General features: G+C 61.2%; 27 protein-coding genes and 1 pseudogene. 10 read left to right on the top strand and 18 right to left on the bottom strand.

Translation table 11 applies throughout. The features are described from left to right. Positions 1 to 39 precede the first annotated feature (39 nt). From AC0L3N_RS05605 to AC0L3N_RS05640, 8 genes are all read right to left on the bottom strand, one after another. On the bottom strand, positions 40 to 348 hold the full coding sequence (locus AC0L3N_RS05605; protein WP_473546234.1) for a twin-arginine translocation signal domain-containing protein: 309 nt from the start codon (positions 346 to 348) through the stop codon (positions 40 to 42). A 73-nt stretch (positions 349 to 421) separates the two neighbouring features. Next, entirely contained in the window at positions 422 to 1,285 is an 864-nt protein-coding gene (locus AC0L3N_RS05610; protein ID WP_473546236.1) for a ferritin-like domain-containing protein, read from the bottom strand. 158 nt (positions 1,286 to 1,443) lie between these two features. Next, complete coding sequence (locus AC0L3N_RS05615; RefSeq protein ID WP_473546238.1) at positions 1,444 to 2,166, bottom strand: RNA polymerase sigma factor; 723 nt, start codon at positions 2,164 to 2,166, stop codon at positions 1,444 to 1,446. Between the two features lie 347 nt (positions 2,167 to 2,513). Next, positions 2,514 to 2,954, bottom strand: a complete 441-nt coding sequence (locus AC0L3N_RS05620; protein ID WP_473527837.1) for a hypothetical protein — start codon at positions 2,952 to 2,954, stop codon at positions 2,514 to 2,516. A 633-nt stretch (positions 2,955 to 3,587) separates the two neighbouring features. Next, complete coding sequence (locus AC0L3N_RS05625) at positions 3,588 to 4,862, bottom strand: DUF763 domain-containing protein (protein ID WP_473546240.1); 1,275 nt, start codon at positions 4,860 to 4,862, stop codon at positions 3,588 to 3,590. A 133-nt stretch (positions 4,863 to 4,995) separates the two neighbouring features. Next, complete coding sequence (locus tag AC0L3N_RS05630) at positions 4,996 to 5,694, bottom strand: MgtC/SapB family protein (protein WP_473546242.1); 699 nt, start codon at positions 5,692 to 5,694, stop codon at positions 4,996 to 4,998. Positions 5,695 to 5,790: 96 nt separating this feature from the next. After that, positions 5,791 to 6,228 carry a GFA family protein gene (locus AC0L3N_RS05635; RefSeq protein WP_473546244.1) on the bottom strand — a complete coding sequence of 146 codons (438 nt, stop codon included), beginning with the start codon at positions 6,226 to 6,228 and terminating at the stop codon, positions 5,791 to 5,793. Continuing rightward, the gene (locus AC0L3N_RS05640; RefSeq protein WP_473546246.1) at positions 6,225 to 6,857 is read right to left on the bottom strand and encodes an alpha-ketoglutarate-dependent dioxygenase AlkB; all 633 of its coding nucleotides are present in this window, start codon (positions 6,855 to 6,857) and stop codon (positions 6,225 to 6,227) included. Before AC0L3N_RS05640 ends, AC0L3N_RS05635 begins: the two co-directional genes overlap by 4 nt. A 142-nt stretch (positions 6,858 to 6,999) precedes the next feature. Here AC0L3N_RS05640 and AC0L3N_RS05645 point away from each other — a divergent pair, with 142 nt between their 5' ends. The 3 genes from AC0L3N_RS05645 to ligD all read left to right on the top strand — a co-directional run bounded on the left by AC0L3N_RS05645 (position 7,000) and on the right by ligD (position 10,730). Further along, a complete protein-coding gene (locus AC0L3N_RS05645) occupies positions 7,000 to 7,215 on the top strand; it encodes a KTSC domain-containing protein (RefSeq protein ID WP_473546248.1) in 216 nt (71 codons plus the stop codon). Between the two features lie 95 nt (positions 7,216 to 7,310). Further along, positions 7,311 to 8,180 carry a non-homologous end joining protein Ku gene (gene ku / locus AC0L3N_RS05650; RefSeq protein ID WP_123149541.1) on the top strand — a complete coding sequence of 290 codons (870 nt, stop codon included), beginning with the start codon at positions 7,311 to 7,313 and terminating at the stop codon, positions 8,178 to 8,180. Positions 8,181 to 8,183: 3 nt separating this feature from the next. After that, the gene (gene ligD / locus AC0L3N_RS05655; protein WP_473546251.1) at positions 8,184 to 10,730 is read left to right on the top strand and encodes a DNA ligase D; all 2,547 of its coding nucleotides are present in this window, start codon (positions 8,184 to 8,186) and stop codon (positions 10,728 to 10,730) included. A 33-nt stretch (positions 10,731 to 10,763) separates the two neighbouring features. Here the strand turns inward: ligD and AC0L3N_RS05660 are convergent, their stop codons facing one another. Both AC0L3N_RS05660 and ku (AC0L3N_RS05665) read right to left on the bottom strand, forming a co-directional pair. Beyond that, positions 10,764 to 11,762 carry an ATP-dependent DNA ligase gene (locus AC0L3N_RS05660; RefSeq protein ID WP_473546253.1) on the bottom strand — a complete coding sequence of 333 codons (999 nt, stop codon included), beginning with the start codon at positions 11,760 to 11,762 and terminating at the stop codon, positions 10,764 to 10,766. Positions 11,763 to 11,827: 65 nt separating this feature from the next. Continuing rightward, positions 11,828 to 12,631, bottom strand: a complete 804-nt coding sequence (gene ku / locus AC0L3N_RS05665; protein WP_473546255.1) for a non-homologous end joining protein Ku — start codon at positions 12,629 to 12,631, stop codon at positions 11,828 to 11,830. Positions 12,632 to 12,818: 187 nt separating this feature from the next. On the opposite strand from ku (AC0L3N_RS05665), the gene AC0L3N_RS05670 reads away from it, so the two are divergent. From AC0L3N_RS05670 to AC0L3N_RS05680, 3 genes are all read left to right on the top strand, one after another. Beyond that, complete coding sequence (locus AC0L3N_RS05670; protein ID WP_473546257.1) at positions 12,819 to 13,919, top strand: branched-chain amino acid ABC transporter substrate-binding protein; 1,101 nt, start codon at positions 12,819 to 12,821, stop codon at positions 13,917 to 13,919. A gap of 209 nt (positions 13,920 to 14,128) precedes the next feature. Next, positions 14,129 to 14,818: a phosphoribosyltransferase gene (locus AC0L3N_RS05675; RefSeq protein WP_123149537.1), complete on the top strand. Its 690-nt coding sequence runs from the start codon at positions 14,129 to 14,131 to the stop codon at positions 14,816 to 14,818. A 29-nt stretch (positions 14,819 to 14,847) separates the two neighbouring features. Further along, the gene (locus tag AC0L3N_RS05680; RefSeq protein WP_473546259.1) at positions 14,848 to 15,612 is read left to right on the top strand and encodes a hypothetical protein; all 765 of its coding nucleotides are present in this window, start codon (positions 14,848 to 14,850) and stop codon (positions 15,610 to 15,612) included. An 80-nt stretch (positions 15,613 to 15,692) separates the two neighbouring features. Here AC0L3N_RS05680 and AC0L3N_RS05685 read toward each other — a convergent pair whose 3' ends face one another. Together AC0L3N_RS05685 and AC0L3N_RS05690 are read right to left on the bottom strand one after the other, a co-directional pair. Further along, positions 15,693 to 15,908 carry a hypothetical protein gene (locus tag AC0L3N_RS05685; RefSeq protein WP_123149535.1) on the bottom strand — a complete coding sequence of 72 codons (216 nt, stop codon included), beginning with the start codon at positions 15,906 to 15,908 and terminating at the stop codon, positions 15,693 to 15,695. A 16-nt stretch (positions 15,909 to 15,924) separates the two neighbouring features. Beyond that, positions 15,925 to 16,170: a hypothetical protein gene (locus AC0L3N_RS05690; RefSeq protein ID WP_123149534.1), complete on the bottom strand. Its 246-nt coding sequence runs from the start codon at positions 16,168 to 16,170 to the stop codon at positions 15,925 to 15,927. Between the two features lie 703 nt (positions 16,171 to 16,873). Here AC0L3N_RS05690 and AC0L3N_RS05695 point away from each other — a divergent pair. Together AC0L3N_RS05695 and AC0L3N_RS05700 are read left to right on the top strand one after the other, a co-directional pair. Beyond that, a complete protein-coding gene (locus AC0L3N_RS05695) occupies positions 16,874 to 18,196 on the top strand; it encodes an NAD(P)/FAD-dependent oxidoreductase (protein WP_077382116.1) in 1,323 nt (440 codons plus the stop codon). A gap of 626 nt (positions 18,197 to 18,822) precedes the next feature. Then, positions 18,823 to 19,214: pseudogene (locus tag AC0L3N_RS05700) on the top strand (thiamine pyrophosphate-dependent enzyme); the annotation flags it as partial. 55 nt (positions 19,215 to 19,269) lie between these two features. Here the strand turns inward: AC0L3N_RS05700 and AC0L3N_RS05705 are convergent. From AC0L3N_RS05705 to AC0L3N_RS05715, 3 genes are all read right to left on the bottom strand, one after another. Next, positions 19,270 to 19,515, bottom strand: coding sequence for a hypothetical protein (locus AC0L3N_RS05705; protein ID WP_123149533.1), 246 nt, complete (start codon positions 19,513 to 19,515; stop codon positions 19,270 to 19,272). A 161-nt stretch (positions 19,516 to 19,676) separates the two neighbouring features. Then, positions 19,677 to 19,925 carry a hypothetical protein gene (locus AC0L3N_RS05710; protein WP_123149560.1) on the bottom strand — a complete coding sequence of 83 codons (249 nt, stop codon included), beginning with the start codon at positions 19,923 to 19,925 and terminating at the stop codon, positions 19,677 to 19,679. Between the two features lie 140 nt (positions 19,926 to 20,065). After that, the gene (locus AC0L3N_RS05715; protein ID WP_473546261.1) at positions 20,066 to 20,887 is read right to left on the bottom strand and encodes an SIR2 family NAD-dependent protein deacylase; all 822 of its coding nucleotides are present in this window, start codon (positions 20,885 to 20,887) and stop codon (positions 20,066 to 20,068) included. A gap of 185 nt (positions 20,888 to 21,072) precedes the next feature. Between AC0L3N_RS05715 and AC0L3N_RS05720 the strand changes: the two genes are divergently transcribed. Further along, on the top strand, positions 21,073 to 21,396 hold the full coding sequence (locus tag AC0L3N_RS05720; protein WP_123149559.1) for a hypothetical protein: 324 nt from the start codon (positions 21,073 to 21,075) through the stop codon (positions 21,394 to 21,396). A 259-nt stretch (positions 21,397 to 21,655) separates the two neighbouring features. Here the strand turns inward: AC0L3N_RS05720 and AC0L3N_RS05725 are convergent, their stop codons facing one another. Both AC0L3N_RS05725 and AC0L3N_RS05730 read right to left on the bottom strand, forming a co-directional pair. Continuing rightward, positions 21,656 to 22,117, bottom strand: coding sequence for a GFA family protein (locus tag AC0L3N_RS05725; RefSeq protein WP_123149531.1), 462 nt, complete (start codon positions 22,115 to 22,117; stop codon positions 21,656 to 21,658). Then, positions 22,114 to 23,586: a coniferyl aldehyde dehydrogenase gene (locus tag AC0L3N_RS05730; RefSeq protein WP_473546264.1), complete on the bottom strand. Its 1,473-nt coding sequence runs from the start codon at positions 23,584 to 23,586 to the stop codon at positions 22,114 to 22,116. Before AC0L3N_RS05730 ends, AC0L3N_RS05725 begins: the two co-directional genes overlap by 4 nt. Before the next feature lie 97 nt (positions 23,587 to 23,683). Here AC0L3N_RS05730 and AC0L3N_RS05735 point away from each other — a divergent pair, with 97 nt between their 5' ends. Beyond that, on the top strand, positions 23,684 to 24,295 hold the full coding sequence (locus AC0L3N_RS05735) for a TetR/AcrR family transcriptional regulator (protein WP_123149529.1): 612 nt from the start codon (positions 23,684 to 23,686) through the stop codon (positions 24,293 to 24,295). A gap of 75 nt (positions 24,296 to 24,370) precedes the next feature. Here AC0L3N_RS05735 and AC0L3N_RS05740 read toward each other — a convergent pair whose 3' ends face one another. Then, a complete protein-coding gene (locus tag AC0L3N_RS05740; protein WP_473546265.1) occupies positions 24,371 to 25,306 on the bottom strand; it encodes an NAD(P)/FAD-dependent oxidoreductase in 936 nt (311 codons plus the stop codon). Between the last annotated feature and the right edge of the window lies 1 nt (position 25,307).

Genomic DNA, 25,307 nt, shown 5'->3' on the forward strand with positions numbered 1-25,307 from the left:
CCGCCCGAGACATAAGGCGGGACACCGCAACTTGGTGCATCAAGCCGGCAGCGGCTCGTGGAAACGGCACCAGCCATTTGGGCTGATTGCACCGGCAACGATCTCGCACCCGTTTGGCTCTCGGAAGTGAGTACACCCACCGCAGCGTCGGCCACGATTTGGGGTGTCCTGGTACAGCGCCAGCGCCTTGGTTTTCTTTCCGGCTGCCACCGGTCCAGTCATACAGGCTGAAAGACCGCCGGCGCTGGCAATCGCCGCACCGGTCACAGAGACTTTCAGGAAATTGCGGCGAGACAGCACTCGGCTTGAAGCTGCCGATCCGTGGTTCACATCATCATCTTTACTCATGGTCTTTCTCCAAGAGCAGCCACTACGAGGCCGCTCGGTTTCCGGCGGCGCATCGTCACTCGTCGCAACTGGCTCAGGTGCTCTTGAGTGTGCCGTTCATCCCTTCCGGATAAAAGCCGCCCTTGCTCACTCCGTCCTTGTCGCTGAGATAGACGATCCGGAGCACCTCCTGCGGCGTTCTGGTGAAGGCGATCGCATCGGGCGTCGAAGGAACGATGTTGGCTTTTCCGTCCACCTGGATCCCCTGGTCCTTATCGTCAGATCCGTCGATTTTGTCTCGGGCATCGGAGACGGCGTTGGCGGCCTTCCAGGCTTCCTCTCCCTTCCGGTATAGCGTAGATCGCGCCATGCCCATGTGGTAGGCCTCGACCGCCAGGATGCCTGCGGCGGCGGCGAGGAAGTCTTTGTTTTTGAGAACCGTCGCCGCACCGGCATAGGCAGTGACGCCGACATCCTCGAACAACATCCCGCCGAGAACGAAGTTCGTTTCGTTGCCGAAAGGGTCGAAGTCCGGCCCGAGGCCCGCTGCTTCCGCAACCGCCTTGAACCCCGCATCGAAATCGATGGCCGGCCGGTCAACAGCGTCCGTTCCAAGCGTCTTGCGGTAGAAGCGTACGTGCGCGAGTTCATTTTCGGCGACTTCCTGCATGAATTCGCCGATGGCCGGCGTCTCGAACGAGACTTGCTTTCCACCAACGACGTCGCCGGGTTTCGAACCGGCATCGGCAGCGTCGATGCCTTTTCCGGTGGTGCCGCGGAGGTAGTATTCAGCCTCCATATATTCGAGGTTGAGCGCAAAGCGGAAAATGTCTTCGTCCGATATGTCCTGTGCCAATACCGGAGAAGGCCGCGCGATTCCGCCGAGTGCCGCTCCGGCACCGAGTACGACAAGTCCCTGAAGCGACTGACGCCGGGATAGGTGAAGTGCGCCCTGCATGGCGGTCTCCTATGTTTGTTGATTCAACGCCGCTGTCAGCACCGCGGCGCCGAGTGCATTTGCCTGATGATTAGATGGTCCGGGCCGCCAAAATATTCCCGCGTCCCGCTACAACAGCCCCGCGAAAGGAGCCGGCGTAATCTCGGCGTGGACGGCGTCTACGTGCGCTCGGTCGCCGTGTTCAACGGATGATTATCCTTTCGAACCAGGCGGATTGCGAGCCGATCGAGGACTGATTGCGCGAGGCGGTCACAACGGGCGCCAGCGAAGAGAAACGTATCCGTGAACACGGTGGCGAGCTTGTCCCGCAGCGCCTCGCGGAGCAGCCGGCGTGCGCGATAAAGACGGGTGCTCACCGTCTGAGGTCGCAATGCCAAGAGAAAAGCCGTTTCCTCAATGCTCATTTCCTCGACGTCTCGCATGACAAAGACGATGCGAAAGGGCTCTGGCAAGCCACCGACGGCTCGCTCCAGGAGGCTGCGGATTTCAGCGAGAGCGGCCGCCTCTTCGGGATCAGGCTTGTGGGCGCTGAACGGAGCGACCATGCCTTCGATGGCTTTCACGTCGACGGTGGGCCGCCTTTTCCGGCGGCGTCCCAGCGCCTCGTTCAGCGCGATCCGGGTGAGCCAGGTCGACAGCCGCGCCTCCGCGCGGAATTCGGCCAGATGGGTGAAGGCGTGGATATAGGTCTCCTGAAGTACGTCCTCGGCCTCGGTGTCGTCATTCAGGACGGCGCGGGCGACCCGGTGAAGCCGCTGATTGTGACGCTTGATGATTAACCAGAATGCGGCGGGGTCACGCAGTCGCGCGTGTTCAACCAGCCCCGCGTCGTCAAGGTCCTCGATCCTCACTGCCTCGGTGGATCCGGTCGGCTTCATCATAGGCGCTCCAGATGCATCAGCTTACTATGAGATCAGCGTTTTCCGGGTTTCGGTCTGCAGCCCGGTGGAGACTTGGGACTCTAGCGGACCAGAGGTCTGCTCACCAAGCAAATCGGACCTTGTTGTGGAGCAGTTCCATCTTCCGGTTTTGGCGCGACCACGGTTACCCGCGATGTCTGCTTGGTGGAGGCAAAGTTCGGCTCTATGGCCGACATGAGGCGTGCTGCTGATCGCCACCCTTTGGGCCGACAGTGGAACGGCCGCTTCCTAGATGGTAGCGCTGAAAGCCGACCTTTGTATTCAGCGTAGTGGGCCGACTGCAGGGACGACGAACGGAGCGACGGCCCCTACTTCACCGTGATAGCAATACCGCTGAGATCGGCGTTGACTTGCAGGCCTACCTGCTTGCCTGAGAGTTCGAGTTGGGCGCCCTTGTCATTGGTCATGACGATCACCTGGGCCCCTTTGCCGAACGCGCCGCCACCGCCCGCCGCACCGTAGACCCCCGTCACATCTTGGACGCGGCGAATGTGGCGCACGGTACCATGGAAATAGGTCTTAGAAGCCCCGAAGGCGAGGCCGCCCGAGATGCCGCCGACAGAGATGGGATAGCGGCGACCATGGAAGGTCAGCGTGCCCTCGCCTCCAGAGCCACCCACAAAGAAGGCAGCCTTGTAGACTGAGAAGCGGATCGTACCGCTGTCGGCATGCGCGGAGCCGGCAAAGCTGATTCCTGCTGCAGCGACAACCGCAGCCGCGACTGAACGAAATCTGAACGAAATCTTCATGATGCGAGTCTCCTCAAGATCGAGGCTTACCCAGCCAGGAGGGCACGTCAGCGTCATGCCAAAGTCACAGCTGAACAGTCTCGCCCGTCATTAGTTCCAAGCACGCGGCCTGAATCCGGCTGCGAGAAGGCCGCCACGAAACGAGGCGGATGGCAACATAGTCTCGGTGGCAGGGCCGGTGGCAGCCAACGCTCGGCTGACTCAGGATTGCCTGCACGAGATCTAGAGCCACGAAAGCGAGGTGATGCGCAAAGCTGTAAACATTTAACAACCCACAACCTTTGACCGCGTTGCTGAGATGTGCTCGGAGGCTCGTCGCGACGCCAAGTACAGCGCGGTCAAAGGAGATGTCTGCTTCCGGGCAACGTCAAGATCGACTTCTACGGCCGACATCGGCGCAGAGCTGCCGTCCACCTCGCGGTAGACGTCAGTCGTCTTTCGGTCATGAGCGCTGGCTGGACCGAATGTCGGGTTTCTGGAGGGAAAATAGGTCCCGAAAGGTCCGATCAGGGTCAAGGCTTCCCCTTCAATTTCTCCGACGGAAGGGCAGAGAAGGGTCGAAATCGGTATTTCGTTTTGGGTATCAAGGTCAGATTTTCACCACTAGGTCCGCTGAATTGCGATCCGGGCCGATTATCCCTTGTGTTTGATTTGTTCGACGTCCGCGGGCGCCTCGGGTGCTGCCTCCCAGCCGAACACGCTGCGGCCGCCGAGCAGATGCGATTGATCGAACTCTCCGGCAACAATTTCCTTCAGGCTGGGGCCTGTGACATAGCGTTCGACCTGCCGCGACTGGTCGTCGAGCCGCTTCAAGGCACCGATTTCTTCGTCGCGGCCGAGCCTGGCCTTGTGGACGGCGGACTTCAGCACACCGATCGTCTCGTCATAGACCTTCAGCGGCACGGGGAATGGATGCCTGTCCTTGCCGCCATGCGCCAGCGAGAAGCGGCCGGGATCGGAAAAACGGCATGGCGCGCCATGCAGAACCTCGGCCACGAGCGCCAGCGCCCGCACCGTGCGCGCGCCGACGCCGGGGACCAGGAGAAGCTCGGAGAACTCGGCGGGGCCACGCTCGGCAGCCGCCGCCATGTTGCCATGAAGACGGCGCATGACGACATCGCTTTCGCGAACGTCGTGGTGCGCCGGCATGACCAGGTGTGGCAGCATCGGCTGGTCTGTCTCCGGTTCTGCAGCCACGTCACGCACGAGCGCGGCGAATTCCCTCAGAATGCGATCCGGTCCGAGGTCCTGCAGCAGCTCCAACTGTCCCTTGCGCGAAGCGTCGGCGCGGCGGTCGGTCAGGTTGACGATCTCGCCCTGGTTGGCGCCTTCGATGGCGGCATGCGGCTGATCGACGAAGCTCTTCAAGCCTTCGGACAGCCAGTGATAGCGGCGCGCCACCTTGCTGTCGCCGTTCATGCCCTGCTGCACCACGACCCAGTCGCCGTCGTCGGTCACGATGAAGCCATGCAGATAAAGATCGAAGCCGTCCTGGACGGCGGCGCTGTCAACCTTGGCGACGAGCCGGCTGGCCGTTGCCAGGCCTGTTCCGTCGAAGCCGACGCGCTCGCCGATGGCGGCAAGCTCGTGCGGGGTCTTGCGCGAATGCGCGCCGCGGCCACCGCACACGTGAATGCCGAGTTCGCCGGAGAGCGGAGCCAAACCACGTTTCAAGGCGCCGATGACACTGGTCGTGATGCCGGAGGAATGCCAGTCCATTCCCATGACGGCGCCAAACGACTGGAACCAGAAGGGATGCGCCAACCGGCGCAGCAGCTCCTCACGACCGTAATGGTGAATGATCGCCTCGCACATGACCGCGCCAAGGCGCGTCATGCGGTCGCCGAGCCATTTCGGCACGCGTCCGCCATGAAGTGGAAGGTCTGCGCTTCCCGAACGTTGTGCCAACTGCCTTTTCCCGATTTGCCTTGCGCTCAACAGATAGGTCGAAAAGCAGCGTGAAGAAGCGATGATGCCCGTTTCGAGCTGCCGATGCTGCCGGCTTGGTGCCCGGCCTGCTTGGCAGTCAGTGTAGCGGTTATCACACAGATTCGCTGACGAGATTAAACTTCTCGATTTCGCAATGCTCACCTACCAGTGTCAATAAATCCGTCGGCGGCGGTCCCTTGTCAGACCGCCTCCAGCTGATGTCGAACGACACCACGGGGCTGTCGCGATCTGGGCGCCGCTCCATTCCAACCAGGCGCGCTCGATAACCGGAGGGCCCGATGATCGCGTCGAGGTCGTCATGATCCGCCGCCTTCCAGGTGAGCGCCAACACGGCGTGGTGTTCGCGCGGTATCACCAGATCGACCCATTTCAACACGAGCAGAATGATTAGCGTCAGCGCCGTCCCGGCTGCGCCCAAGGCGTATTGGCCACCCCCGAAAGCCAATCCGATCATCGTCATCATCCACAACGTGGCTGCTGTAGTGACACCGCTGACAAGACTGCCCCGGCGAAGAATGGCGCCGCCACCGATGAAGCCGACGCCTGTCAACACGCCCAGGGGAAAGCGAAGAACGTCCATACGGACGAAGGAATTCGGAGCTTTGCCGCCAACCTCCAGCAGAATGGTGGCCTGTGTCATTGCGATCGCGGCGGCCAGCCCGACCAGGATGGTTGTCCTGAGGCCGGCCGCCTGTCCGCGCGCCTCCCGGTCGAGGCCAATCAATGAACCGGCGAGCACGGTCAGAAGCAGGCGTGCCGCGATGTCTTCGTAGGCCGGGATAAGAGACATCGGTAAACCCTGATCGCCGCTGGTGTTTGGATTACGAACTGATCGCAATTCAATTCGGCTAGGGCCACTCGGGTTCCATCGGCGGCGTTTTGCCGGTTACCGATCGGCTGGATTTCCGACTGCCGGATCGCGCCGTCTTGAATATCTTCCCACACGCGGCAGATCGTCACGAAATTCCACCCACGGCAGCTTCATATCCCAATAGGCATGGGCCTGCGGCGCAAAGCGTTCGGGGTGGTCGAAGAAGCCGATCGTCACATAGAGTTCTTCCAGAAGCCCTTGGTCGAGATAGGCTATGGATGTACCGCAATCGGCGCAGAAGGTGCGGAGCACGCCTCGGGTCCTTGAGAACGTCTTTGGCCAGCCGGTCAGCAGTCTGAATTGGGCCGGTCGATAGCCGACCCAGACGGCCAGCGGGCTCCCTATGGCCTTGCGGCAATCGTCATCATGGTCGGAGCAAATCCAGAACGGGTCACCATCCATCTTAGCCGTTATCGAACCGCAAAAACAGGAGCCGGTCTCGATCCTGGTCATCGAACCACCACTTCTGACTGAAGCGGCCGTTTCGGCCGCAGGGTCCGCAGGGTAATCGAATAGCGGTGCTCGACAACTGGCGGGATGCTGTGCTCCCATTCGGTGCGCGCCGGTCCCGTCATCAGGTAAGCCGACCTTGGCTGGAGGATGATGGTCTCGCGATCCCATCCAGCGCCGTTCTTCCGGCGGAGCCGAAAGCTGCATGGCGCAAGAAGAGAAACGCCGGCCACGGCATCGAAATGCGGCTTGTCGCGATGCCAGCCGATACCCGCGCCGGGTCGGTACTCGTTGATCAAAACCTGCACGAAAGCATCGGCGGGCAGCCGCGCAAATGCCGCCACCTTGTCTCTGAGCGGCATCAGAAAAGCAGGGATCGCCGGCGCCTCGACGACTTTGCGTTGGTCAAAATCATAGCGCAGGCCAAAACCGGCGACGCGCCGGTTTGCGAGATGGCCATGAAAGTCGAAAGGCTGGAAGGCGAGACTTTCGAGCTGCCGCACCAGTTCGGCCTCTTCCTCCGCCGTGATCAGCTCCGGCTGGTAGTGAAATCCTTCCGGCAGATAGTTGAGCGCACGAAACAGGTCGCCTTGCCCAGCGAATTCCGGCTGCTTGGTTTTGAGCGATGGCATCAACCCTAATTGGTGAAGCCGGCTGGCGGAGGCAAGGTCTTGGAGGCGCCGAGCCGGCCGGATCACCGCCTCCATATCTCGGGCGAGACGGAACCTGGCTTGCCGGGGTGGGTTATTGCCCAGACGCGTCGAGTGCTGGGAAATGCCTTCAACTGCGATTCAAAGCATGAATTACGATCCGGCGACGAGGACCCTCTCCGTATGGTTTGTCCCAAGCGGAAATCGCTACGATTACGACGACGTGCCGCCGCAGACCTACGCTGCATTCGGCAAAGCCTCGTCAAAAGGCCGGTTCTTCAACGCGTTCATTCGAGATCGGTACAGGTACCATTTGGTCGACCAGAGCCGGTCGGGGTGAGACCCGGGGTACTCCTGTCGTCCGCCAAAGGAACAAATCCACGCGCCGCCACGTTGCATTTCCAGTGCAATGCTTGTGACAGTGAGGCTATTGTCTTGGCGCCGAGAGCAAACTGGAAGGGTTTTCTGAAAATTGGAGAACTCAGCTGCCCGGTAGCGCTCTATACGGCTGCCTCAACCTCAGAGCGGATCGCCTTCCACACGATTAACCGCACGACGGGTCATAGGGTGCATCGCGCCTTCGTCGACAGCGATAGCGGCAAGCCGGTCGAGAAGGACGATCAGGTCAAAGGCTATGAGATCAGCTCGGGTGAATACGTCGTGCTCGAACCCGATGAGGTCGCAGCCGCTGTCCCCGAGAGCGACAAGACGCTGTCGGTTTCGGCCTTCATCGGCTGTTCCAATGTCGATGATGTGTATTTCGACAAGCCATATTACCTCGCCCCGCCGGACAAACACGCGGAGGAAGCGTTTGGGCTGATCCGCGAAGGCATGCGCAGGAAGAAAGTCGCGGCGATCGCCCAGACCGTCCTGTTCCGGCGCGTCCGGACCCTGCTCATCCGCGCTTATGACGAAGGGCTGGTCGCAACGACGCTGAACTTCGATTACGAGGTGCGATCGGCGGAGGAGGCCTTCGACAACATCCCCGATGTGAAGATCGAGGGCGAGATGCTCGAACTGGCCGAACACATCATCAAGACCAAGAAGGGCAAATTCGATCCGAACAAATTCGACGACCGTTATGAGGCGGCCCTGGCCGAGCTTGTGAAGGCAAAGCTCGAAGGCAAGAAGATCGCAATTCCGAAACCGGCCAAGCGGGAGAAGGTCGTCGATCTTATGGATGCGCTGCGCCAGAGTGCCGGCGTTGGCGGAAAGCAGCCCTCGACAAGAAAGCCCGCCGCAAAATCAAAGCCGGCGCGCCACGCGAAGCCGAAGGAGAAAGCGCCGCATCGGAAGGCCGGCTGACCGATGGCGCTCGAGACCTACCGCAAGAAGCGCGATTTTTCCGTCACCCCGGAGCCGCAGGGCCGCAGGGCGCCCAAGGCGGGGAACAGCTTCGTCATACAGAAGCATGATGCGAGGCGGCTTCATTATGATTTTCGTTTGGAAATGGACGGCGTCCTGAAGAGTTGGGCCGTGACAAAAGGGCCGAGCCTGATCCCCGGCGAGAAGCGCCTTGCCGTCCATGTCGAGGACCATCCTTTGGAATATGGCGGTTTTGAAGGCACCATCCCGAAGGGCGAATATGGCGGCGGCACCGTCATCCTGTGGGACAAAGGCACCTGGACGCCGATCGGCGACGCGCGTCGCGGCTATGCGAAGGGCCATCTCGACTTCGAACTTCACGGCGAGAAGCTGGGTGGCCGCTGGCACCTTGTCAGGATGGCCGGAAAGCCGCGGGAGAAGCGCGAGAACTGGCTGCTGATCAAGGGTGACGATGACGCCGCGCGCACGGAAGACGACCCCGACATTCTGGACGAGCGGCCGGAATCCATTGCGACCGGCCGCAAGATCGAGGATGTCGCCGGCGAAGAGCCCGGCTGGTCGTCCAAGACGGGACGCATTCGCAAGCGCCGCGGCGGCCGCACGGGGGCCGCTCCACCGGAAGAGCAGCCTGCCACCGTAAGCGTTCCCGAACCGTCAAAGATCAAGGGCGCCGAGAAGGCAGCGCTCCCCGATTTCGTCGAGCCGACGCTGGCGACCCTGGTCTCGTCAGCGCCGTCCGGCCAACGCTGGCTGCACGAGATCAAATTCGACGGGTACCGGCTGCAGGCCAGGGTTGAGGCCGGCCGCGTCAAGCTGTTGACGCGGAGCGGTCTCGACTGGACGAAAAAATTCGGAAAGGCGATCGTTTCGGCGCTGGCCGATCTCCCTGTCGGGACGGCGCTGATTGATGGTGAACTCGTGGTCGAGACATCAGCCGGCGCGTCGGATTTCTCCGAGCTGCAAGCCGATCTCAGCGAGGGCCGCAGTGACCGCTTTCGCCTGTACGTTTTCGATCTGCTCCATCTCGATGGATACGATCTGCGCGACGTTGCGTCGATCCAGCGCAAGGAATTGCTGGAAAAGATCATCGGCAGTGGCAGTGGCATCATCAGCTACAGCGGACATTTTGAGGAGGATGGCCCCCTGGTGCTGCGACATGCCTGCCGGCTGAGCCTGGAAGGCGTTGTCTCCAAGCTTCGCGATGCGCCTTACCGCGCCGGCCGCAGCAAGAACTGGGTGAAGTCGAAATGCTCGGCGCGGCAGGAATTTGTCGTGGCCGGCTATGTTCCCTCGACAACCTCGCGCAATGCGATCGGTTCGCTTGTCCTGGGTGTCTATGACGACGGCAACCTTCATCACGTCGGGCGCGTCGGCACCGGCTACACGGCGGCGGTCGCCGAGGGCCTCTTCAAGAAGCTCGAGCGGATACGCATTCCATCGAGCCCGTTCGACGAGCGGCTGAGCGCAGAGGAGACTCGGCAAGTCCGTTATGTCAGGCCGGAACTCGTCGCTGAAATCGAGTTCCGCGCCTGGACCGCCGACGGCAATCTGCGCCACGCCTCATTTCGCGGGTTGCGCGAAGACAAGCCGGCGAAAGAGATCGTGCGCGAAACACCGAAGACCAAGGCAGCAGCGAAACCTCAGCGCCGGACCGTCAAGCTCACCCATCCCGATCGCCTCTACTGGCCGGACCAGGGCGTGACCAAGGAAGGTCTCGCCGACTATTATACCGAGGTCTGGCGCTATGCGTCGCCCTATCTCGTTGGCCGCGCGCTGGCGTTGCTGCGATGCCCCAGCGGTATTTCGGGCGAGCAGTTCTTCCAGAAGCATGCCTGGAAGGGTCTCAACCCCAACATCGTCCTGGTTCACGACCCCAAGGATCCGCCCGACGAGCGGCTGATCAGCATCAATGATCTCGATGGGTTGATCGGTCTCGTCCAGTCGGCGGCGCTGGAGATCCACCCCTGGGGTTCGATGGTGAGCGATTGGGAGCGTCCGGACACGATCATCATGGACCTCGATCCCGGCGAGGACGTGAGCTGGGAGGCGGTGATCGCGGCCGCCGTCGAGACCCGCGACCGGCTGAAGGATGCAGGACTGGTCCCCTTCATCAAGACATCCGGGGGCAAGGGTCTGCACGTCGTGGCGCCATTGAAGCCGAAGGCCGAGTGGCCGGCGGCGAAAGCCTTTACCAAGGCGATAGCCGACTCCATGGCCGCCGACAGCCCCGGCCGCTACGTCTCGACCATCACCAAATCCAAACGGCGCGGAAAAATCCTCGTCGACTATCTGCGCAACCAGCGCGGTGCGACCGCAGTCGCACCCTATTCGACGAGAGCACGACCCGGTGCGGCGGTGTCGATGCCGCTTGCCTGGGACGAGCTCGGCCCCGGCATCGGACCGGCCTATTTTACCGTCGAGAACACGCCGACCCGGCTTGCCTCGCTATCGTCGGATCCCTGGCAGGATTTCCGTGCCGCCGCAGTGCCGATCGAGGACCGTGCAAACCGGCGAGAGAAAGCGGCTTGAGGACGGCATTACGAAGTGCATGCATCGGAATAATCAGGCGATCTGCTCAAACGTGCATTGTTCCGGAGCCTTGTCGGGCCGCCAGCGCAGGAACTTGGTGCCATGCCGGAAACGGTCGCCGGTGACGTGATCGAAGCGTACTTCTACCACCAATTCGGGCCGAACCGGCTCCCATTCGCCGCTGCGCTCGGTGCTCCAGCGGCTCGGCCCGCCCGGCGCCTTTCCGGTAAAGCCCGGCGGTTCGCGCATGGCTTCGAGTTTGCGGGTAAGTTCGGCCCTGTCGTCCTTGGCAATGGTCGAGGTGAAGCCGACGTGATCGAGCTTGCCGGCCTCATTGTATAATCCCAGCAGCAATGAACCGACCTGCCTGCTGTTGCTGAGATAGCGAAAGCCGCCGACCACGCAATCGGCCGACCGCAGCCGCTTTACCTTCACCATCGCGCGCACGCCCGGCTGGTATGGATCGTCCAGCCGCTTGGCGACCACGCCGTCCGTCTCGCCATGTCCGGCATCCCCTAACCAGGAGCGGGCTTCCTTCACATCGCGCGTGCAGTGCGAGAGAACAATGTTCTTGCGCTCTGCCGAAGCAACGAAAGTCTCAAGGATCGCTCGCCTTTCTTCCAGTGTCCGGGCCAACAGGACGGTTCCGTGCTCGTCGCAGAGCATGTCGAACAGGACGATGTGCGCCGGGGTTTCCGCGGACAGCTTGCGGATCCTGCTCTCGGCGGGATGAAGCCGCATCTGAAGCGCGTCGAACGACGGCTTGCCATTGACCGAGATGACGATTTCACCGTCGACGACAAAACGGCGCGACGGCAGTTCCTTCAATGTCGCGACGAGTTCGGGAAAATACCGTCCGAGCGGCTTGCCTGACTTTGCGCGCAACTCCACCGCGTCATCCTGCCGGAATGCCAGGCAGCGAAAACCATCCCATTTGCGCTCGTATTGCCATCCATCTCCTTCGGGAATCGCATCAGCCGCCTTGGCTTCCATCGGCGGCGTATCGAGTGGCAGGGGGAAATCGCGGGTCATCGGCGGGTGCTGTCGAAAGCAGGATCGCGGGGAATGACCTTCATTGTACTGCCTTTGTCCCCCACCTATTTCCGCTTTCCGGCCTCCGAGCCGATGCTCTTGCGCAGCGCGTCCATGATGTTGATCACATTGCTGGGCGGTTGCTCGGCCTTGGCCTTTGCCTTGGCCGGACCCTTCTTGCCCTTCTTCTTCGAGGCAATGATCTCCAGCAGCCGCGCCTGGACGGGATCTCCGGTCATGGCGGGATCCCACTGCCTGGTTCGCTCATCGATCAGGGTCGAGACCATGTCCATCAGTTTCGGGTCGGGTTTGGCGTCTTCGATCTTGCCGAAATAATCCTCGGGATCGCGAACCTCGTCGCCATAGCGCAGTGTCCACAGCACGATGCCCTTGCCTCGTGGTTCAAGCATGACGGCGCGCTCGCGGCGATACATGACCAGGCGCGACATTCCGACTGTCCCCGTCGACTGCATGGCGTCGCGAATGACCGAGAATGCCTCCTCCCCGACCGGATCGTCAGGGGTGAGGTAATGGGGCTTGTCGTACCAGATCCAGCCGATGCTGTCGGCATCGACAAACATGTCGATGTCGATGGTACGCGTGCTCTCCAGCGCGACTGCGTCGATCTCGTCGTCCTCGAGCAAGACGTATTCGTCCTCGCCGCACTGATACCCCTTCACCTCGTCGTCTTCAGCAACGGGCTTGCCGCTGACGGCATCGACATACTGGCTGACGACCCGATGCCCGCTCTTGCGATTGAGCGTGTGGAACCGGACCTTTTCGCTCTCGGTGGTAGCGGGTGTCATTGCGACCGGACAGGTCACCAGCGAAAGCTTCAGATAGCCTTTCCAGAAAGGACGTGGCGCCATCGAGGACCCCCGACAGGAGTAAAACAGTCGAACGCACCAGGGTGATCGATTGTTCCAGCAGCATTTTTTTCGCGCGCCTAAGGCTCGCCAGTAAGAATCCATCATTTTTCCGGTTCGAGACGGAACCGATGGGCGCAAGCGCAGTTCGGGACAAACAAACAGCCCGGCGGCAGCAAGGACCATTTCAATGTTGGAAGCGATCCGGATCGCAGTCGGCGCTCCATTGTCGGGAAATGCGGCAGCGCTTGGCGCCGAGATGAAGCAGGCGATCGAGCTCGCGGTCGAGGAGCAGAACGCCGACGGTGGCATTGCAGGCTTTCCCGTCATGGTTGAGACTGCGGACGATCAGGGAAAGGTCGAGACGGGACGTCAGGTCGCCGACGATTTTTGCAGCCGGCCGGATCTGCTTGGCGTCGTTGGCCACTACAACAGCAATGTCACCATCGCCGCGGCGGAGATCTATGCCGCCCACGACGTCCCGATGATCACGCCGATCGCTTCCGACACGGCGCTCACCGAGCGCTCGCTGCCGAATGTGTTTCGCTTCACCAACCGCGACGACCAGACCGGAGCAGCCATTGCCCGTCATCTCTATGATTTCATGGGCAAGCGCCGCGCCGTCCCGGTCGAAACTGAAACCATGTACGGCCACAGCATGGGCATCGCGTTCTCGCGGGCATTTCTGTCGCTTGGGGGACGTATCGCGGAGCGGCGGACGGTTCGCGAAGGGAGCCGCGATTTTGACCCGCTGATCGCATCTCTGCGGGCCGATTTCGATCTGTTGTTCTACGGCGGCAGCTTCGAGGGTGCTTTCATCCTGCGAGCGATGCGCCGTGCCGGTCTCGATCAGCTTTTCGCCGGCGGCGACGGCTGTTGGGACGCGGTGAATTTCCTTGAGCCTGCAGGAGAAACCGCAACATTGGGCGAAGGCGTTCTTGTGCTGTCCGCCACGCCCGAAGTGGGTAAAGTCGCTGGTTCAAGCGATTTCGCCGCGCGCTATGCGGCGCTGTTCGGGCCGATCGGCAACTATGCCGTGAATTCCTACGATTCAGCTCGCGTGCTGATCGCTGCAATCAAGAACGCGATCACTGAATCCAAAGGAATTCCGAGCCGGCGCGAGGTTCTGACTGCGATGCGGAAGCTCCGCTTCAAAGGTATTGCCTATCGCGATCCCGTGCAGTGGGACGAAAAAGGCGACAATCTGGCCGCCGTCACGGCGCTCCATGTGGTGGAAAATGGCCGATTTCGACAGGTTGCGGAAATCCCGCAGATGCAAAGGGTCGGATAGCTGTGGCCTCACGAGGGCCGCGGCAATTTTTACCAGGGTGAGATGAAACAATTGCCTCCGATCGCCGTTTCGTCAGCAAGACGAATTGGCGAGGAGGCGATGATGGGTGCAGCCGGCCTGGAGGTTTTCGACAAGACGCTGCAGACCGCGAACATCTAGGCACGAGCTACGCACCGATGCCAGGTCCCGCCCTTCCAAAGGTGAAGACAATGTTTTTTGACGCGCCGAGATTCAGGGATCGAACGGATGCGGGGCGCCAGCTTGCCGCCGCTTTGACCGGGTTCGCGGCAAGCGATCCACTGGTGCTGGCGTTGCCGCGTGGCGGAGTGCCGGTTGGCTTCGAAGTGGCAAAGGCACTCCGTGCCCGGCTCGACGTTCTGCTTGTGCGCAAGATCGGCGCGCCGGGCCATTCCGAATATGGCATCGGCGCTGTCGTCGACGGGGAAAATCCGCAGCTCGTCCTCAACGAGGAGGCGATGGCTTTGGTCCAGCCGTCAGACGAGTACGTCGAAGCAGAAAAACGGCGGCAACTGCTCGAAATCGAGCGCCGCAGAAACCTCTATTTCGGCAGCAGGCCTGCGGCTTCGGTCCTGGGCCGGACCGTCATCGTTGTCGATGACGGCATAGCGACCGGAGGCACGGTCAGAGTGGCGCTCAAGGCGCTAAGAAAGGATCGGGCCGCGCATGTTGTCTTGGCCGTTCCGGTAGCCCCCCAGGACACGCTGGACCTGATCAGAGCCGATGTGGACGAAGTGGTCTGTCTCGCCACGCCCGAGCCGTTTGTTGCGGTGGGCCGGTATTATAAGAATTTCGCGCAGACCACGGACGCGGAGGTGGTCCAGTTGCTGCAGCAGGCAGAGCAGTTTGAGAGCAAATCATCGATGCGATCTGCCGGTTAGCTCATCGCCGACAGCCGAAGGAGCACGCCATGGCTAGCAAGGACCGAAAACAGATTGAGATCGTCGAGCGCGGCGATATTTTCTTTCTCTACCGGCCCAGGGTGGGCGAAACCGATCCAGAAAGTCTTTCCGACGTGCAGCGCTTCTTCGTCGTGCTGCGGCCGGAGCACGCGACGAAGGTGCGGCTTCTCGTCGTCGGGCGCAAGCGGCTGCCCGACGCGCATGAGCACGAGCGTCACTGGGGTTTCGTCGGCGCGATCGCGAGTTCTGCCGCCGCGCTGGAGAAGGACCTTCGCGAAGAAATCTATGATACCAAGACGCGCGGCCGGCAGCGTCTGCCTGCAGCACGCCCGGCGGGCGAAGGCCGTTATCTTGTCGCGCTGCTCAATGGACAATTGCATCTCAGCTACGCGCTCGAGCTTCCAGAGCGGCCATCCGAGGTACAACGCGCCTTCAACATCGCACCGCAGGCAAGCTTCGCGCTTTCGGTGAAGAATCCCGAAAAGCCCAGCCCTCCCGGCCTTGGATTGGGACAAGCCCAGGAGCCGGATTATCCAGACAGGCTTCAGCAGGAATTCCGCGGCCGCAGATTCGCTCGCGAGGACATAAAGCTGCTTGATGTGCAGGGCGCTGAATTCGTCCTTGTCGGCGCGCGAACCGATCCGGAAAAGGCCTATAATGTCGACCTCGATGTCGAGAAGGAGGATGAGCGCCATTCAGAGATGCTGCGCGAACTCAAAATGGCCAAGTCGCGCCATCCGATAGAACCGCTTTTCAGTGGCGAATGGGCCTGAACCGTACGGCCCTCCCCTTGAGCTTGCAGCCAACCTGAAAAGAGGGCCGCACGATCGCGCCCTCAGCGGCGGGTGAGCCGTCAGTCCCGCAAACGATTGGCAGCGTGATCCTGGCGCTGCTCAGTTGCGACCTGCTTGGAATCCAGACCGCGTTCCTTCGTATGCTGGGCCTTGTCGCGGTTGGACAGGACTTGGTTTTCTTCGAGCTTGTCCTTTGGGGTCGTGCTCATGGCGCCTGTACCGGAACCCTTCCCCCGTGAACCCGCTCCGATGTGCTTCTTGCTACCTTTTGCCATAGGGTTGCTCCAATTCTTAATCGTCGGGACGTTTCTTGTGATGAACGCTCTCCTGATTTTCTCCGCGAAGGATGTTGCGGTCGTCAGGGTCGACAAGGTCGGGAGTCTTGGACCTGATTTCCGATCCTTTGCGCAGCGCTTCACGTTCCGCAGCCGATCTCTTCAGGTCCGCCTCTGCGTCGAAATCCTTGCCGGCGTTCTTGGTGTTCTCCCGCTTTTCAATGATGCGCATTTGCTGCTCATGGGTCCTGCGTCCAGTCATTGTTTCCTCCAAAGTGTCTTGCGTTCGATTTTTTGAGGCCCAGATCACTGGCGGAACCGTCGACTTCCGGTGATTGCAGTTGGCCACGGTCCTTGCCGAAGCGGACCAATCGTGCGCCACCACGATCTGAGCCTGTCCTTATGGCGATAATGGCAGGGCGGCGGGATCGTTCCGAGATGGCGGCCGAATAAACCGTCTATTCGCTCATCTGCTCCGGGCTGCTCATCCGCATCTGCCATGATCCGTCAGTCTTTCGCCTCGCGGTGTTCCGATGGAACATCAGAGCATCTCCGTCGTTCGGCGACTGATCGCCTATGTCCACGTCTGACGCCCCGCCGCAGCGAGCGCGTAAAGCTGCAAGAGGATGGACCGCACGATCAAGGACGCCACGGTCAAACGCTTCTACTACGAGAGCCACGATCAGCTCAGGTAAGACCTCGCCGACTTCGTTGCCGCCTACAACTTCGCTCGCAGGCTCAAGACCCTCAAGCGCGATCCAACGGACTCGCGAGCAGGTTACGCCGCCCTGCGCCGAACTGGAACTCGGTCGGGCTTGAGCAGCTCGTATCGATCAAGGGATCAAAAACCCGCACATCTGGCGAAGTCCTAGATGATTTCGGCACATTCTTTCGAGCGTACGATGCGATGAAGGGCTGATCGGAACTTTGCTTCCGCATTCTTGGCAGCCGAGGTTGGTTGGAACATGTCGCCCCGAGTCGAACGCATTCACAGCGATGAGCGTCTCCCGGCCGAGGTCGACGTCGTCATCGTCGGCGGCGGCATCCTCGGCTCTACGGCCGCCTATTTCCTGGCGAAGCGTGGCCTCTCTGTGGCTCTGCTCGAGAAGGGCCACGTCGCCTGTGAACAATCGAGCCGAAACTGGGGTTGGTGCCGCCAGCAGAACCGCGATCGGCGCGAACTGCCGCTCTCGGTGATCTCCATGCGACTGTGGGACGAGCTGACGCGCGATATCAATCGGGACCTTGGATTTCGACGCTGCGGTCTCGTCTATGCCACTCACGACGAGGCTGTGCTCGCCGGCTGGGAAAGGTGGCGCGAGGTCGCCAGGGAGTACGAGGTCGACACCCGCATGCTGAGCCGGGCGGAGGTGGCCGAGCGCGTCCCCGAAGCGCGCGACAAATGGGTCGGCGGGACCTATTCGGACCGGGATGGTAAGGCCGAACCTGCGCTCGCCGCGCCGGCTATCGCCGATGGGGCCAGAGCTCTGGGCGCCACCATCCACCAGGAATGCGCCGCGCGGGCGCTCGACTTGGCCAATGGCAAGATTGCGGGCGTGCACACGGAGAAGGGCTACATCAGAACCAGCGCGGTGCTGTGCGCCGCTGGCGCCTGGTCCTCGCGCTTCCTTAGGCCGCTCGGGATCAGTTTCCCCCAAGCGAGCATCCGGCAGACCGCGCTGCGTTCCACCCCGACAATCAACATAGGCGAGGCGGTCTCCACACCCTACTGCACGATCACGCGCCGACTGGACGGCAGCTATACGCTTGCGATCAGCGGCAAGGCGAACCTCGAAATCACGCCCCAGGCTATCCGGTATAGCCGGGAATTCATGCCGCAATTCTTGCGTCGCCTGAAGAACGTCAGGCTCGGCATCGGCCAATCGTTCCTTTCGGGGCCGGATTCAATGCCGGCGCTGCTGACCAGCGACGATCGGATCTTCGAACAGAATCGGGTGCTGGATCCTCCACCCTTAAAATGGCTGGTAAGCCAAGTGGTGGAGAGTGTCCGGAAGACCTTCCCCCAACTCGGCGATATAGAGATCGATAGTGCCTGGGGCGGCTTCGTCGATTGCACGCCGGACGCAGTGCCTGTGGTGTCGCAGGTGGACGGGGTGAAAGGCCTCGTCCTCGCGGCGGGCTGCTCGGGCCACGGCTTCGGTTTGGGCCCGGGGCTTGGCTATCTGGCCGCAGAGCTTGTCGTAAACGACACGCCTTGCGTCGATCCTACACCGTTCCGCCTGTCGCGTCTGGTCGACGGCTCGAAGCTGGACATCGCCGCTATCTGAAGATCAGCCGGAAGTCAGGCCTGACGCGCACCAAGCGAAGTCAAAATGTCAGCAGACGGGTGAGCGGAATCCCCACGTTCCCTCGCAGTCAAGTCTCCGGGTGCATGAGCGCAACGTGGTAGGAGTTGCACCAGAATCCGCTCGGGAGAGCGCCGCGCTCATCGCGCTCGTCTTTGGCGCAGTTGGAACCGTCGCAGGAGTTCATTCTAGCGTTTTCTGCTTCTGCCGGTAAGGCGAATTGCTCGGCCCATACGCCGCGCCAGCGGCCGGGATGTTTGCCGCAACCTACACACGTGGCAGCGCAAACTTCAACGCCGTGGCCCTGCACTACGGCATCATGCGGGAGACCGGTTTCTACGGCGCTGGGGTGTCGTCGACAACGTCTTAACCAACCTGTGGGTGCTTGCCCCCTGCGCGGGGCACGCACGCTTTATCTCACCCAGCTCTTCCACAGGCGGAGCGGCCCCGCACCTCGTCCACGCCGGAGGCGTCAATCTCGGCGCCGCTTCTTACAAGCGCCCTCGCCCTGCTTCTCCCGGTTGTCCTTGGCCTGGGGCGGTCATTGGCCCGGGACAACACACTGGAGGCAACCATGCCCAACACCGCCGAATCCTTGTCGACACATTTCGACGGCCGTGCGTTACAGGATTCCGCTCAAGCTTCTGGTGATCAAGAACAACATGCTCAACCAGATCGCCTGGGAGCAAATGATGTTCCTTGGCAACCTGCAATTTGCCTGCGAACTCCAGCCAATCGATTTCGCCCTGGCCGCGGAGGTCATGGGGGGCATCGGCTACCAGCGTCACCCGGCCTGAGGACGTCGATGGGGTTCTTGATGCCGCGTTTGCCGCGGAAGGCCCGGTGATCATAGAGGCGGTCGTCGACGCATATGAACCTATGCTGCCGCCGCGCATGCCGAACGAATATCGCAAGAACATGCGCACGGCGCTGCGGGAAACGCCGCAAGGAGCTCGAAGCAAACCTCGCTCGGGAGCCGCTGAAGACGATGATGGGCTGACGGCGCTTGCCTGTTTGGCGACCAAGCGCCGTTGACCTGCAGTGTTCCTGACCGGTCACTGCTTGGTGGCGCTGGATGTCTTTTCGCTCGCGGAATCTGGGCTGGATTGCCTGGGCGGGTCCTGCCCTTCGGATTGACGGGTTTTGTCCTCCACCTCGGCCCTTGACCGGGTCAGGCCCATGCCGCCAGCAGGCTTCTTGTTACCGGCCGCCTCCTGGGAAAATTGATCCGACGCGTCCGCAACTTTCTTGGGAGGGTACTTGGTCGCGCCATGTTCGTAACGGGTTTCGTTTTCAGTCACGGCGTTTCTCCGATTGCCTCACTCCCTGCATGGCGGTTAAACGGTCCTGTGACGTCAGGGTTCCGACTGCCGGCACTCCTGATGGGCCGCCATATGCAGCGGCAGCACCCCGCGGTCACACGGCTGCCGATGTTCGGCGACGCTTAGGCGTCCTGCGCCGGTCAGGCATCCTGCCATGGCGCGTGCAGGATGTCGGCGCCCGGCTGCTCGTCGAACAGAACCGCGCAGCCGCGCTCCCACGCTACCGGCGACAGTGCGTTGGCCACGATTTCGTCCGGCGAGATGAAATCCCCGGTCAGCACCCGCAACTCTTCGACGGCTTTGGCCATCGACACCAATCGCCCTGCGGCGCGGTCGGTGGTGCAGGCGTCGATGACGGAAACGAGATCGATCATTTGGAACTGGCCCATCATAGGCCTCCGCAAACAACATCCCTTCGCGGCTATGAACGTCGTAGCGGTCAACAATGTTCCCCGCCTGGTCAAACGGAGGCGAGCTTTCCGAACTTTGCCGCCAACGATTCGGCTTCAGCGCAGTGCATGCTGCTAATTTAGGCGGGGTCTATCGCGTCCCTGAGCTTGCCCAGGAATGCCACCAGAGCATCCTCCGGCCGATCGGCCTCGTCGGTCAGCATGTCGATGCCCCAGCGTCCGAGAACCGCTTCCTGGACGACGCTCGGTTGCGGCATGAAGACGAATGATTTCGGACGATTCTTTTCATAACCTGACCGGCGCCAGGTTTCCCAAAGCCGGTACAGCAACAGACGGATGTTCATGTCTGACATGCTGTAGCCGATGAACAGGACGGTGCGCCCCAGTGCGTCGGCGCGAAACTTCACGTCCAATGGCGACTCGAATGACAGCCGCTCGAAATAGTCGGATTCCGCCAGCACCAGAGATGCGTCGTCGTCGAAGTCGCCGTGGTATTTGATGATCTGGGTAACGTCGCCGTTCACCTTGGCGATATCCTTGGCATTGGCGACTTTCACGAACGCGCGGTCGTGGACTTCGAACGCAACCTCAAGGTTCCGATCATAGTTGGTGGTGTAGATGATCGGGAAATCGAGTGACACGATCAGTTTGTGGATCGCCGATCCCTTCACTTTTTCCCGCGAGATGCTCCATTCGCGATCCATCCAACTGCGCAAGGGGCCGAGACTGCCATGCTTCAGCCGGTAATATTCGGCAAGAGCCTGGTAGCTGGGTTCAGGCATGTCGACCATGTCGCGGTCGAGGCCGAGTTCATCCACCATATGCTCGATGAGCTTCTCCCAGGATGGCAGGCCGACGCTCATCGACACCCCCGCCCCGACGAACAGGATCGCTCGTCGCTCTTTCACGGATTGAGCCAGTTGCTCGAGTGCAGACGGCATAGCCAACTCACCAGGCAATGATCCAACACAACTGCAAAAGGCGTCCTCTGTTCCGGAGAAGCCCGGATCACCGCCAAGTCTGTTCAGAAAATCGGGTGTGTTCGGCAAACGGGGTGTGTTGAGCAAATGCGGCGCAGACTGGAACCGCTGAGGCAGATCGAAGTTTGGTTGTCAGGGAGACTATGATGGCCGGACAACGAGATCAGACGCCTGCCAAAGCGAGAGGCGATATTCAGGCCGGGGCGACGCAGGATAAGACCCCGGGGTTCGACCCTGCCGCTGCACCCGAAGAGACCGACGCCGAAGCGGCGGATGTGCCAAATCCCGCCGCCGGGGCTCGTCCACGGCGACAGCCAGAGTTCACGAATGAAGCAAGCTTCGGCAATGCGATGCGGCCGGTGGAAAGCAAGCCTCGTCTTCAGCCTGGCAAAAACTGGCCGGTGCTGGTGATTGCCGCAGTCGTTCTCATAGCGGGCGCGGTCTTCGTGATAGCAGCCATGCTGGGCTAGCGAGTAGGTTTCCAGAGCTTATTGGCCCCTGAGCGTGAAACGGCACAGATATTAGTGAGCCATCCCCCGTGAACTTTCGTAAGGATCTGGCCGGATCGCCGGCCGCCATGTCACGCCCGAAAGCATAGCTCAGTTCGGTGAGCGCCGTGATGAACCGGGCCGATCTTGCCGAAGAACCAGCCGATGATGCCGCAGGGTAGATGCCGAACAGCGCCGAGACCATCACGTGGATGGCACCCAAATAAATCGACTCGCCATTTCACAAACCACTCATGATCAGTTTCCCGACCGCCAATTCGCTCGGCAAATAGCCGCTGTATTTGGGCACGCTATCGGGCATGTCCAGCACACGACGGTGATAGAATATGTCGATCCGAACCGGCGGCAGCCGGGCCTCGGGCTCGAAGTTGGCCGCCGGAATGAACATCACCTTGAACGGCCCGACGCCCGCAACCTCCACAACCGGCTTGCCGCAGGTCCTGCAGACCCCGCGATTGAAGTTCGGCGGCGGGCGGTATTTCCTGAATGAGATGTTGCCGGCGTTTTTCAGCACGACATCCTTGGCGCGAACGGCGACCACATCCGCGAACGGTTTGCCGTTGAACGCCTGGCAGATCAGGCAGTGGCACCGGAACCTGGCTTTCGGGGAGGTCTGTACCTCGAACGAGCAGGCGCCGCATTCGCATGAGCCGCGTAGCGGCGACAAGGTGTCGGTGGTCATCTGCGGATGCTCCTGAGCTTGTTTTGATGACGGCATGCTGGTCGCCGGAGCATCATGTTGAGGATGGTATCGATCGGTTGTCTGAAGGGGGCACGCAGAAGGTTGGAGAGGTTCAAACGGCCCTGCTCATAGATCCCCTTGGCATGGCTGAGGGTACGGAAGCCTTCGATGCCATGGTACGCCCCCATGCCACTGGGACCGACACCGCCGAAAGGCAAGTCATCCTGGGCGATGTGCATGATCGTGCCGTTGATGATGACGTTGCCGGAGGTCGTTCGGCTCAGCACCTTGCGCCGGTCTTCGTCATCGGCGCCGAAGTAGTAGAGCGCGAGCGGCCGGGGCCGGGCGTTCACGTAGGCGATCGCTTCTTCGATGTCGCGGTAGGGAAAAATCGGTAGGACCGGGCCGAATATTTCCTCATGAGCGATGCGCATGTCGTCGGTGGCGCCGAGGACGACGGTTGGCGCCAGCGTGTTGGAGCGCAGGGACGCCTCACCGGGCCGATTGCCGACTTCGATGATCTGCGCTCCTTTGGAGCGAGCATCGTCGATAAGGCTCTGGAGGCGGGCATAGTGCCGCTCGTTGATAATTGAGGTGTAATGCTCACTCGTCGGACCGTCAGGATAGAAGGAAGTCACCTTCCGGTCATATGCCTTGACGAATGCGTCAACCTCTCTTTCGTGGACGAGTGCATAGTCCGGGGCGATGCAGGTTTGTCCGGCGCTGAGCAGCTTTCCGTAGGCAATTGACGCGGCCGCCTGGTCGAGGGCGTTGCCCTTGGCGACGATGCTGGGCGACTTGCCCCCGAGTTCGAGGGTAACCGGAACGAGGTTGTCGCTTGCGGCCTTCATCACCGATCGCCCTACTGCGGTGCTTCCGGTGAAGACCAAGTGGTCGAACGGCAAGGCCGTGAAGGCCGCCCCCACGGCCGCATCGCCAGTGACGATCGCGAACTGATCTTCGGCGAAAATCTCGCCGAACACTTTTGCAAGCAGCGCATTGGTGACGGGCGTGAACTCCGAGGGTTTCAGCATCACCCGGTTTCCAGCGGCGATGGCCGTGACGACCGGCATCAGCGCGAGGTTCACCGGATAGTTCCACGGCGACATCACGCCGACGACGCCAAGCGGCTGATATTCGATGCGAGCGTTGCCCATTCGCATATGCAGGGCGACGTGGCGGCGGGTCGGCGCCATGAATTTGCGAAGGTTTCGGATCAGATACTTCGTGCCCTCGGCGACCCCTCCGACCTCCATGATCGCCGTCTCATATCTCGAGCGATGCCCGAAATCGGCATTGATGGCATCTTCAATCGCTTTGCGGTGCCCGATAATCGTGGCCCTGAACTTGGCCAGATCAGCGCGTCGCTGCGCCAGCGAAGGCGCTCCGTCACGCAGGAAGGCAGCACGCTGGCCCGCGAGGAGACTGCCCAGCCGATCTGCGTCGGTGATTTTTGCGATTGCATTCATGGTCCACTCCGATGTAGACAGGAGAAACTTACGCCCTTGACATACGCCCTTAAGTAGCCACTGTCAACAATGTATTCACAAGAAACTTTGAGGTACCATGCAGGACGCAGCCAACCGCCCCTATCACCACGGTGATCTCCGTCGTGCGGTTATCGAGACGGCGTTGGATATGCTTCGGGAGGAGAAGGGCTGGCAGTTCACGCTGCGGGAAGTCGCCCGCCGGGCTGGCGTAAGCCACGCGGCACCCTACAAGCACTTCCCCGATAAGGCCGCGCTGCTTGCGGAGATCGCTATGATTGGGTTCGACCGGCTGCGCGAGTCCCTATCGGCAGCGAAGTCTGAAGCGCCGAAAACTCTGCGCGACGAAATTACTCCGATAGCTCGTGCTTACGTCGCGTTCGGAACGGACAACCCGGCTCTCTACCGCCTGATGTTTAGCGCAGAGGAGGGAAAAGCGGTGGGAATGCATCTCAATGAGCGGGCGCTGGCGGTATTCGATGTTCTCCTCGAAATCCTCCGGCGCGGCCAGGCCGCGGGGAGCATTCGCAAGCGGCCGATAGAAGGTCAGGCGGCAGCCGCCTGGGGACTCGTCCACGGCATGACCATGCTTGCGATCGATGGGCTCTTGGTGCCCGAGAAGGTGGGATCGGCCCCCTTGGATGCGGCCTTGAGCACGCTGGTGGAAGGGCTGGGGAACCCAGCAACATGACACTAGCTGGCGCCATCCCGTTCGCCCTATAATCCGCCTACCGTATATCTGTGCCCCCTTTATTGTTCAGGGGCCTTATTCGTACCCGAAGGCAAAATCATTGTGCGCATCGGTCGCGGCGATCGCAGCCTGGCCGAAAGCGACTGCGATCTGGTTCAGGGTCCTGACCAGGTCGCCTATGGCATACACCCCATCGACCGAAGTCCGCTGATGCTTGTCGACGACGACATAGTCCTCGTCGCAGCATTCGATGCCCATTGCCAGCGCGAGTTCGGAACGCACCCCGCATCCCATCGCCGGATAGATGACGTCGAAATGGCGCATCTCGCCGTCCTTGAGGACGGCCTGGTAGCCGCTGTCGGTGGGAACAAACTTTTTGAACGCGTCGCAAATAGCAATGTTCTCTTCCATGGCCACGCGCCGGGTGCTGGTGGAAAAATCGGGCAGATAGCGTGCGAGCATTGTGACGTGCTGCGTATACTGCTTGAGGAACAAGGCCTCTCGCAGTGCCTTCGCCTCATGGCCGATGACCGCGACCTGACGATCTATGACCTCGTAGCCGTCACAAACCGGGCAAAGGCGTACGCTGCCTCTGGCGATGGCCTCGCGCAGACGCGGGATTGCCGGCACGACGTCGACGATACCTGTTGCCAGGAATACCTTGCGGGCGACGATCCGCCCCGCGTTGGTCTCGGCGCCAAACCCGCCTACGGTCGGCTCGATCGATGACGCCTGATCCTGCACCAGTGTCGCTCCGTATTCGGCGGCCTGCGCACGAAGGCGCTGCAGAAGATCGGGGCCGCTGATCCCTTCGGGAAATCCCGGGCAGTTACGGCTTTGCGCAATCAGCATCGCGCGCGATTCACCCGCGTCGACCACGACGACCCGATGACGGAACCTGCCGAGATAGAGAGCGGCCGCCAGCCCCGCAGGTCCGCCGCCAACAATGAGAACATCCGCTTCAGTCGCGGATGAGGCTGAATGTCGGCGTTTGCGCACGGGTTGATCCATC

The sequence above is a fragment of the Mesorhizobium sp. WSM4807 genome, from assembly GCF_055811615.1.